At 71.9% G+C, this 8,779-nt stretch carries 10 protein-coding genes and 1 pseudogene; 4 read left to right on the top strand and 7 right to left on the bottom strand.

Annotated features, from left to right (window positions below):
* Positions 1–1,413, bottom strand: a complete 1,413-nt coding sequence (locus tag ACGWYJ_RS38085) for an MFS transporter (RefSeq protein WP_395111489.1) — start codon at positions 1,411–1,413, stop codon at positions 1–3.
* An 86-nt stretch (positions 1,414–1,499) separates the two neighbouring features.
* On the opposite strand from ACGWYJ_RS38085, the gene ACGWYJ_RS38090 reads away from it, so the two are divergent.
* Positions 1,500–2,078, top strand: coding sequence for a TetR/AcrR family transcriptional regulator (locus tag ACGWYJ_RS38090; protein WP_395111491.1), 579 nt, complete (start codon positions 1,500–1,502; stop codon positions 2,076–2,078).
* Positions 2,079–2,197: 119 nt separating this feature from the next.
* A complete protein-coding gene (locus tag ACGWYJ_RS38095; RefSeq protein WP_395111493.1) occupies positions 2,198–3,130 on the top strand; it encodes a hypothetical protein in 933 nt (310 codons plus the stop codon).
* A gap of 12 nt (positions 3,131–3,142) precedes the next feature.
* Here the strand turns inward: ACGWYJ_RS38095 and ACGWYJ_RS38100 are convergent, their stop codons facing one another.
* Complete coding sequence (locus tag ACGWYJ_RS38100; RefSeq protein WP_395111494.1) at positions 3,143–3,844, bottom strand: haloacid dehalogenase type II; 702 nt, start codon at positions 3,842–3,844, stop codon at positions 3,143–3,145.
* Positions 3,845–3,959: 115 nt separating this feature from the next.
* Between ACGWYJ_RS38100 and ACGWYJ_RS38105 the strand changes: the two genes are divergently transcribed.
* Positions 3,960–4,478, top strand: coding sequence for a 2,4'-dihydroxyacetophenone dioxygenase family protein (locus ACGWYJ_RS38105; RefSeq protein WP_395111496.1), 519 nt, complete (start codon positions 3,960–3,962; stop codon positions 4,476–4,478).
* Between the two features lie 16 nt (positions 4,479–4,494).
* Here the strand turns inward: ACGWYJ_RS38105 and ACGWYJ_RS38110 are convergent, their stop codons facing one another.
* From ACGWYJ_RS38110 to ACGWYJ_RS38125, 4 genes and pseudogenes are all read right to left on the bottom strand, one after another.
* Complete coding sequence (locus tag ACGWYJ_RS38110) at positions 4,495–5,706, bottom strand: DUF6745 domain-containing protein (protein ID WP_395111497.1); 1,212 nt, start codon at positions 5,704–5,706, stop codon at positions 4,495–4,497.
* Positions 5,707–5,721: 15 nt separating this feature from the next.
* The gene (locus ACGWYJ_RS38115; RefSeq protein WP_395111498.1) at positions 5,722–6,288 is read right to left on the bottom strand and encodes a hypothetical protein; all 567 of its coding nucleotides are present in this window, start codon (positions 6,286–6,288) and stop codon (positions 5,722–5,724) included.
* Positions 6,289–6,376: 88 nt separating this feature from the next.
* Entirely contained in the window at positions 6,377–6,595 is a 219-nt protein-coding gene (locus ACGWYJ_RS38120) for an SDR family oxidoreductase (protein ID WP_395111499.1), read from the bottom strand.
* A 38-nt stretch (positions 6,596–6,633) separates the two neighbouring features.
* Positions 6,634–6,984: pseudogene (locus ACGWYJ_RS38125) on the bottom strand (SDR family NAD(P)-dependent oxidoreductase); the annotation flags it as partial.
* A gap of 410 nt (positions 6,985–7,394) precedes the next feature.
* On the opposite strand from ACGWYJ_RS38125, the gene ACGWYJ_RS38130 reads away from it, so the two are divergent.
* On the top strand, positions 7,395–8,315 hold the full coding sequence (locus ACGWYJ_RS38130; RefSeq protein ID WP_395111500.1) for a helix-turn-helix domain-containing protein: 921 nt from the start codon (positions 7,395–7,397) through the stop codon (positions 8,313–8,315).
* Between the two features lie 92 nt (positions 8,316–8,407).
* Here the strand turns inward: ACGWYJ_RS38130 and ACGWYJ_RS38135 are convergent, their stop codons facing one another.
* A complete protein-coding gene (locus tag ACGWYJ_RS38135; RefSeq protein WP_395111501.1) occupies positions 8,408–8,641 on the bottom strand; it encodes a DUF397 domain-containing protein in 234 nt (77 codons plus the stop codon).
* Positions 8,642–8,779: the final 138 nt, after the last annotated feature.

Raw genomic sequence — 8,779 nt, forward strand, 5'->3', positions numbered from 1 at the left:
CTAGGCGATCTCCTTGGTGCGCCGCTTCGGGCGGCCGGGGGTCAGGAAGGCGGCGGCGATGACGGCCGCCGACGCGATCGCGGCCGTGGTGAATCCCCGGGTGAAACCGGTCAGGGTGGTCCCGGTCAGGCTGGCGGCGGCGACGCTGGAGACGACCGCGGCGCCGAAGGACGCGCCGAACTCGTGGAAGGTGCTCACGATCCCGGACGCGATCCCCGCCTCGTGCGGGGCGACCTGGCCGAGCGCGGTGGCGGAGGCGACGACGAACATCGCGCCCGTACCGGCCGCGGCGACGGCCACGCCGATGACGACGCTGACCGGGTTCATGGTGATCGCGGGGACGGCCATGCCGAGCGCCGCCAGGATCAGGCCGGCGATGGCCGGTGCCCGCCCGCCCATCCGGCCGATCACGCGTCCGGTCAGGTTGGCCCCCGCCATCGTGGCCAGGGCCACCGGCAGGAACAGCAGGCCCGTCCGCAGGGCGCCGTACCCGCGGGCGTGCTGGAAGTAGAAGGTGCCCAGGAAGAACACCGCGATCATCAGCGCCGTGGCCATCCAGACGAGGAACGCGCCGGTGGCCACGGGCCGGCGGGCCAGCAGCCGGACGTCCATCAGCGGTGACCGGGCGCGCCGCTGCCACACCACGAAGAGCACGTACCCCGCGGCCGCCGCGAGGACGAGCCATCCGATGAGCGCGGTGAGCCAGCCGCGCTCGCCGGCCGCGATGAGGGCATAGATCAGCGACGCGGTCGAGGAGGTCACCAGGATCGCGCCCAGGACGTCGAGCCGCGGCCGCTCGGAGGGCGCGGGACGGGCGGGCAGCATGACGGCGAGCGCCACGACGATGACCAGGCCGATGGGCACGTTCACGAGGAACACCCACGGCCAGCCGGGTCCGGCGGTCAGCAACCCGCCCAGAAGGACGCCCAGGGCGGCGCCGCCACCGCCGAGCGCCGACCAGATGCCCAGCGCCTTGTTCCGTTCGTCGCCCTCGAACAGTGCCACCACGAGCGACAGCGCGGCGGGAGACAGCATCGCCGCGCCGATCCCTTGCGCGATACGCCCGCCCACCAGCATTTCCGCGGACGTGGCCAGCCCGGTGGCCAGCGAGGAGGCGGTGAAGACCAGCAGCCCGGCGAACAGCACCCGCTTGCCTCCGATGAGGTCGGTGATGCGCCCGCCCAGCAGCATCAGCCCGCCGAAGGTGAGCGTGTAGGCGCTGACGGTCCAGGTCAGGGCCTCGCGGCTGAGGCCCAGATCGGTCTCCATGTGCGGGAGCGCGATCGCCACGACGGTGACGTCCAAGATCAACATGAGCTGCGCCACGCCGAGGAGGCCCAGGACGCGCCATCGCGCGGGGTTCGGCTCGGGTGGCGTGACCTTCGCTTCGCGGGGTTCATCCGGCAGACCCATCGAATCTCCTCCAACTCGTACTCCTACATACGAGTTAGACGGTAGCCCATAACTCGTACATTCGCATCCGAGTTATGATGGGGATCATGACCGCTCCCTCCGCCCGTCCCCGGCGCCGGGCCGACGCCGAGCGCAGCATCGCGCGCATCGTGTCCGCCGCCCGCGCACGGCTGAGCTCGGATCCCAACGCCACCACCGACGAGATCGCGCAGGCCGCGGGCGTGGGACGCATGACGCTGTACGGGCACTTCCGCACCCGCGCCGACCTGGTCGAGGCCGCGCTCACCGACGCCCTGCGCGCCGGGGAGGAGACCCTGTCGGCTCTCGACCTGACCGGGGACGCGAGCGAGGCCCTAACGCGGCTGCTGCTGTCGAGCTGGCAACTGGTGGCGGAGTCGGCGGCGCTGCTGGCCGCCGCCGAGAAGGTCCTCCCGGAGGGACGGATCCGCGAAATGCACGATCCGGCCGTCCGGCGCATGACCGAGCTCATCGAACGGGGCAGGCGGCAGGGCGTCTTCCGCACCGACCTGTCCGTGACCTGGCTGGTCAGCGTGACGCACTACATCCTGCACGGCGCCGCCGCCGAGGTACGCGCCGGGCGTCTCCCCGCGGACGAGGCCGCCGACACGGTCACCAGGTCCATCCGGTCGGTGCTGTCCGGCTGACACCCCGGCCTCCTGGCGGCGATGCCCTCGGGCGCGACCGTCCGGAGATCCCGGTGTGGCGGAAGTTCGTGGTTGGATGTGCCGGGACGTGACGTTCGTACCGCGGACGGGAGGTCCTCATGCGACCGGCGATCGACCGCGCGACGCTCACCCGTCACATCGCCTTCGATGTCGACCGGGTGGCGCCGCTGCTCGCGCGGATCCTCGTCATCCGGGCGATCCGGAGTCTCCGGTACGGCTACGGCGAGCACGCCCTCTGGGTGGCGCAGGACATGGCCTCCGACTGCCGGGACGAGCTCGGGACGGCGGGAGCGGCCACCCGCGACCTGGCCCGCGCCCTCGTCCCCGACCACGATGCCGATCGCGACCTCGCCCTCGCGGCCGACGCCGCCGCCCGGCTGAGCGCGGCCATCAGGATCGAGGGGAACTCCTACTCGAACTACCACCAGGCCACCGACCCCGACATCTACATCGACAAGCAGCGGGCCGGTGAGCTGTGGGACGAGTGGCAGGAGCAGAAGAGCCACGTCAACGAGGCCATGCGGGACCTGCCCCAGGACCTCGGCAGTGGCGAGACCGGGTCCCTCCTGCTGGACCGCGCGCTCGACCGGGTCTTCGAACGGGGCCTGTACTACGAGATCCGCCACCACCTGTTCAGCCGGGAGCCGGAACGCGCGTGGCGCCGCAGGGTCGCCGGCGTCCTGAACGACGCGGCCCGCGCCGGGCTGTCCCGCGCCGGCACGGCGCCCATCGGCGAGGAACTGGCCGATCGGCTCCAGGCCGGGCGCCGGGCCCTGGACGGCACGGAGCCGAGCGCGTGGGCACGGAACGCCGCGAGCCGTCTTGACGAGATCGCGATCCCGCTGTTCACCGGGCGGGAACCGTACACCGCCGTCCGGGGCACCGCGATCAGGCTGCTGGCGCTGTGCCTGGCCTGCGAATCGGAGGCCGCCCGGATCCCCGTGGCCGACGACCCGTACCGCCGCGTCGTCATCGGGATCACCTTGATGGAGCAGGACGCCCCTGAGGACGACGCTGAGGACGACCCGTGACGGACGATCAGGTCAGAAGGCGGGCCAGGTCCACGATATCCTCGGCGATGAGGTCCACGCCGGGCGGCGCCGGGACGGGATCGGCCTCGGGGCCCACTCCAGCGGGCGCGGGACGAAGGCGGTCCGCAGGCCCGCCCGAGCCGCCGCCGCGAGATCGTCCGGGTGGCAGGCCACCATCAGGAGGCGTCGCGGTTCGACCTGTAGAAGCTCGGCGGCGGTGAGGTAGACGCGCGGGTCCGGCTTGTAGGAGCGGACCAGCTCGGCCGACAGGACACAGTCGAACCGGAGCCCGGCCTGTTTGGCCAGCCGGGTGAGCAACCCGACCCCGCCGTTGGACAACGTCGCGCTGATCACCTCGGACTCGTGCAGCAGCTCCAGGCCGGGCAGGGCGTCGGGCCAGGCGCGCAGGCGGTGCCAGGCCCGCACGAGTTCCCGCCGGTCCTCCTCGCCGAACGCGTCGAGCCCGAACTCGGCCAGCACCTCGTCCAGCATCGTCCTGTGCAGCTCGTCCAGCGGCCGGTACGGCGTCTCACCGGACAGGACGCCGCGGAGCGCGGGCCGGTAGCGCCGGCGCCAGGCGTCGGCCACGGCGGGCCAGTCGGCGTCCAGCCCGGCCCGGCGGCCGGCGGACGCCAGCTCGCCGGTCACGCTGGACCGCCAGTCGGTCATCGTCCCGAAGACGTCGAACACCGCGGCCTCGATGCCCAGCGACATGCCCCGCCCTCCGTTCCTCGGCGAACACTTATCACGCGGGCACCTTGTTCCGGAGGGGTTGCTTTGGACCGATTCACCATGAATCGTGGAGATCGACTCGAGGCGAGGAGGATCCATGACGGAGTTCTGGCGGGGAATCAAGCCGGTACCGCAGGTCTTCAAGCCGGACGCGGTGCCGGAGTCCTACATCTCCAACGCGCCGACCGACGACGAGCGCTACTTCGCGCCGCTGTCGGAGACGGTGGGCACCCGGCCGCTGTGGATCTCCCCCAGCCAGAACCGCTGGTGCGACGTGCTGATGGCGCGCGGCGCCGGGATGGTGAACCGGCACTACCACCCGCAGCAGGTCTTCGCGTACACCATCTCCGGCAAGTGGGGATACCTCGAACACGACTGGGTGGCCACCGCCGGAGACTTCGTCTACGAGGCCCCCGGCGAGGCGCACACGCTGGTGGCGTACGAGAGCGACGAGCCGATGCGGGTGACCTTCAACGTCACCGGCCCGCTGCTGTGGCTCGACGAGGAGGGCGAGGTCGTCGGCACCTTCGACGTGTTCGACTACATCGCGCTCTGCAAGGAGCACTACGAGAAGGTCGGGCTGGGCGCCGAGCTGATCGAGAGCCTGTACCGCTAGCCGCCGGACCGGCCGCTCAGGTGCGCCGGACGGTCTCGCGGTACTGCGCGGCGGTGAGCCCGATCTGCCAGGCGGCGGCCTCCAGCGGATCCCGGATCCAGCCGGGGACCAGCTCGCCGAACTCCCGCCGGGTGCCGTCGCGTTCCACCGTGCCGTTGACCATCACGAGCAGGTGCAGGTGGTCCTCGTACAGCTCCTCGACGCACCAGAGGCTGAGGACCTGCCCGGGGTTGCCCGGGTCCGGCGTCTCCCGGCCGACCCGCGGCCAGCCCGCGCGGGCGGCCACCTGACGCCAGCCGGCCCGTCCCGCCAGGATCTCCACGGCGCAGCGCCGCTGCTCGGAGTTGCGCAGCGACACCGCCCGGTCGATCGGGACGTCGCCCTCGATGATCTCGCGCGGCACGGTGACGCCGTGCCACGCCCACAGGCACCAGCCGTCGGGGTACCGCACCGCCGGCCCGCTCGGATGGTGCAGCCGTCCCTCGGCGTCGCGGTGCAGCTCGGCGGGGCGCTCGGTGAGGATCACGCTGTCGCGCATCGGCCACCACTCCCCGGCCGCCCGTGCCACCTGGAGCAGGCCCTGGCTGTGGCGGTCGGGTTCCCAGACACCGCAGCGTGCGAGGAAGTCGAGCTGGGCGAGCCGCGGCGCCAGCCTCGGAGGGAGCGCGCCGAGCCGGGGCAGCGCCCCCGCTTCGGGATGCCGCCACGCGTCCTGCCAGTTGGCGGCCACCTGGTCGACGGCCGCGGCCACGGCCTTGTCCAGCCCCGCATCGACCGCGGCGGCCACCTCCCGGCGGAGCCGGGTCAGCGGCGCGCCCCATCGCGGGTCCCGCTCCAGGCCGGCCAGGCCGGCCGGCAGCGGGTCCAGCATGATCAGGTCGGTCTCGGGAGGGTTCTGGGGAACGCGCTCGACGATGTCCTCGGCGGTCCGTTCCGGCAGCGTCCGCCATGCCCGCCTGGTGACCACCGGCAGCCGGCCCGCGCGGATGTCGGCGCCGATGCCGCCCGCCCTCGGCGAGCCCAGCCAGATCACGTGCTCCGGCGGCGTCCGGCCGGCGCCGAGGTAGACGTCCTGGACGCCGTCCTCGGCCGCCGCCCGGTCCGCCGGGCGCGCCGCCAGGGCGTGGCCCACCCACTCGTCCCGCACCGACGGCAAGAGCGCCTGTTGCTCCGCCGTCGGCGCCGGTGGAGGCGGGCCGTGGCCGTGCGCGTCCCGCAGGTCAGCCATCTCCGCCCGCCATCGTCAGTCCGCGACGAAGCGGACGGTCGAGTTCCATGCCCGCTCGCGCGCCTGGCGTTCGAGTTCGGCGCGTTCACGGGCGGCCTGCTCACGAGCCGCCTGCTCGCGTGCCGCCTGCTTACGGGCCAGCTTGCGGGCCTGTTCGCGCTTGCGGCGGGCCCCCGGGTCGAGGAGGCGCGGCGCCACCTCGCGCTTGCGGCGCAGGACGTACCGGCCGGGCGCGATCCCGGTGTTGCCGTGCTCGGGGTGGTCCAGCCACGCGGTCGCGCCCTCGCCGACCTCCAGCGTCCCCAGGACGATGTCGTCCGAGGCGCCGTCGCGAGCGTCGTAGCGGACGTCGCCGGAGGCGAGCAGCAGGTGCGTGTGACCGCCCGCCTCTCCGCGGACCACGGCGACCCCGGCGGCCGGGACCCGCGTGGTCGGGCGCACGTGGTCCTCCGGCGCCATCGCGGCCGGGATCACCGACACGTCACCCTGGTGCTGCAATCCGGCGATCGTCGGAATGTCGAGTTCGGCGGCCAGGTGAGCCAGGTCGGCTCCGTCCGACCGCACCGTGCTGAGCAGTTTCACTACCGCCTCCCGCGAAGTTCCTTAGCCGGACGGTAGCGAGGTCTTTCCAGAGGGGAAACGGAATTTTCCGGCCGTACCGCCCGGCGGATCAGCGTTCGGTCGTGCCGGCGTCGACGTACAGCTGGCTGCCGGTGACGTACCGGGACTCGTCCGAGGCCAGGTAGACCACGGCATGGCTGACGTCCATCGGGTCGATGTACGGCACGGGCAGAAGGTTGAGGGATTGGAAACCCTCGTCGATCCGCCGCTTGCTCGGAGCCTCGACCCCGGGGAAGAAGACGCGGTAGGTGGCGTCGTTGAGCGCCATGCGGGTGCCGACGGTCGTCGGATGCACGGTGTTCGCGAGCTGGTCACGATGACCGATCCGCCGTGACCGGCCTCGATCATCGCGGGCACGGCCGCCCGGATGGTCTTCCACACGCCGTCCAGGTTGACGCCGATCATCTCCGACCAGGTCTCCTCCGGGAGCTCCCAGGTGCGCCCGAACGAGAGGATCCCGGCGTTGGCGACCAGGACGTCGAGCCTGCCGAACCGGTCCATCGCCGCCCGCACGGCCGCGCGCAGCGCCGCCAGGTCCCTGACGTCCGCGCGTGCCGTGAGGCAGGCGCGGCCCTCCTTCGCGACGAGCTCGGCGGTCTTCGCCAGGTCCTCGTCCCGCCCGAGGTCGTAGGGGACGGTGGGCAGGTCGGCGCACACGTCGACCGCGACGATATCGACCAAAACACCCCGTCGCCCGTGCGGCAAATGATCATTTGCCGCGGCCCCCGATCTCGGGCATTTCCGGTTGAACGCCTGGAACGTCTGCCATTGTTGGAGCGGATCGAGGCGGCGGCGAGTTAACGATCTTCATACGACCGAAAGATCGTTGAGCCTCCGCGCGCGGACCGCGCCCGCCGGTCCCGTCGCAGCACCGGTCAGCACTGGTCAGAGGGCTGGTCATAGAGCCGGTCAGAGAAACGTCCTCACCTTCTCGGTCAAACCGCTTGACCCGCCGATGCCGAGGTTGGAATCATCCTGGTTCACCTTGGGTCATTTTGAATCAGTCTGGCGGGCACCGGCCCGAGGGCGGCCACCGCGCCGTCCCGCGCGGGGAAGGAGAGATCGCCGTGATTGCCGAGGTCGGCGGGCACGACAACGGCGTGAACGGCGTCCGCGGGCAACTGGCCTCCGAGCTGCGGCGGCTGCGCGGCATGTCCGGGATCTCCGGGAGGGACCTGGCCGCCCGGCTCGGCATCAGCCAGTCGAAGGTGTCGCGCATCGAGTCCGGCGCCACGATGCCCTCCCTGCCCGAGGTCACCGCGTGGGTGCGGACGGTCTCGGGCGACGACGAGACCGAACGGCGGCTGATCGCCATCACCGAGGCGGCGTTCACCGAGGTGCAGGCGTGGCGGGCGGCGCTGCGCGACCGGTCCCACCTCCAGGACGAGACCCTGGAACGGGAGAGCCGGACGAGCCGGTCGCAGACGTTCCAGCCATCGGTGGTGCCCGGCCTGCTCCAGACGGCGGAGTACGCGCGCCGCGTCTTCACCCTCTTCAGGGAGATCCCGTACGGGCCCGCCGAGCTGGCGGCGGCCGTGGCGGGACGGCTGGATCGCCAGCTCGCCCTCTTCCAGGAGGGCAGGCGGTTCGACTTCCTCATCACGGAGGCTGCGCTGCGCTGGCGGCCCGGGCCACCGCAGTTGCTGCTGGCCCAGCTCGACCGGGTCGCCAGTCTCAGCACGCTGGACAACGTGCGGATCGGCGTGATCCCCAGCGACGCGGAGGCCGTCACCTACACCTCGCACGGTTTCGTCATCTTCAACGACGACCGGGAGGCCGCCGGCACCGGCGACACCGGGTCCGAGGGGTCCGACTCCTACGTCACGGTGGACCTGATCCACGCCAGGCTGAACGTCACCGGCCCCGACGATGTGGAGCTCTACCGGCGACGGTGGGAACTGCTCTCGGAAATGGCGCTGTCGGGGGACGACGCCCGCGCCTTCCTCGCCCGGCTGGCCGCCGATATCCGGGGGGAGGGCGGGTCGTGAGGGCGGCGCAGGCACCCGGCCGCGCGTCACGGGGACCGCGGGGAGCGGCGGAGTCGTGGGGGTCCGCCGCTCCCCGCGCCGAGGCGGGCGGATCAGCCGATCGCGTCGGCCAGGAACCGGTGGAGGTCGAACTCGCCGACCTTGACCGCCGCCACGAAGGCGTTCCACTCCGCGGCCGTGAAGATCAGCGAGGGCCCCTCGGGGTCCTTCGAGTCACGGACGGCGATCGCGGTCAGCAGGGTCGCCTCCACGCAGTCACCGCCCCCTTCGCTCAGCGAGCTCTTGAACCAGGTGGCCTTGTCCAGGAGCTTGTCCACAGCGGTCATGTTCTTCCCTTTCCCTTTCCGATGGGGCACCTTGCACCTCGCCCCCAATCATGGAAAAGGGCTCCGGCAAGGAACGGGGCAAGAGAACGGGGACACCTTTCGGTAAGCCCTCCGGTAAGCGTTCAAGTTTCTTTTCCC

Origin of the sequence: Actinomadura sp. SCN-SB (assembly GCF_043906805.1) — a bacterium.
In the GTDB taxonomy this organism is placed as follows: Bacteria; Actinomycetota; Actinomycetes; order Streptosporangiales; family Streptosporangiaceae; genus Spirillospora.

Coding starts and splice junctions, on each gene's coding strand:
- ACGWYJ_RS38085 (WP_395111489.1), bottom strand. CDS start 1,413: ATGGGTCTGCCGGATGAACCCCGCGAAGCGAAGGTCACGCCACCCGAG.
- ACGWYJ_RS38090 (WP_395111491.1), top strand. CDS start 1,500: ATGACCGCTCCCTCCGCCCGTCCCCGGCGCCGGGCCGACGCCGAGCGC.
- ACGWYJ_RS38095 (WP_395111493.1), top strand. CDS start 2,198: ATGCGACCGGCGATCGACCGCGCGACGCTCACCCGTCACATCGCCTTC.
- ACGWYJ_RS38100 (WP_395111494.1), bottom strand. CDS start 3,844: ATGTCGCTGGGCATCGAGGCCGCGGTGTTCGACGTCTTCGGGACGATG.
- ACGWYJ_RS38105 (WP_395111496.1), top strand. CDS start 3,960: ATGACGGAGTTCTGGCGGGGAATCAAGCCGGTACCGCAGGTCTTCAAG.
- ACGWYJ_RS38110 (WP_395111497.1), bottom strand. CDS start 5,706: ATGGCTGACCTGCGGGACGCGCACGGCCACGGCCCGCCTCCACCGGCG.
- ACGWYJ_RS38120 (WP_395111499.1), bottom strand. CDS start 6,595: ATGGCGCTCAACGACGCCACCTACCGCGTCTTCTTCCCCGGGGTCGAG.
- ACGWYJ_RS38135 (WP_395111501.1), bottom strand. CDS start 8,641: ATGACCGCTGTGGACAAGCTCCTGGACAAGGCCACCTGGTTCAAGAGC.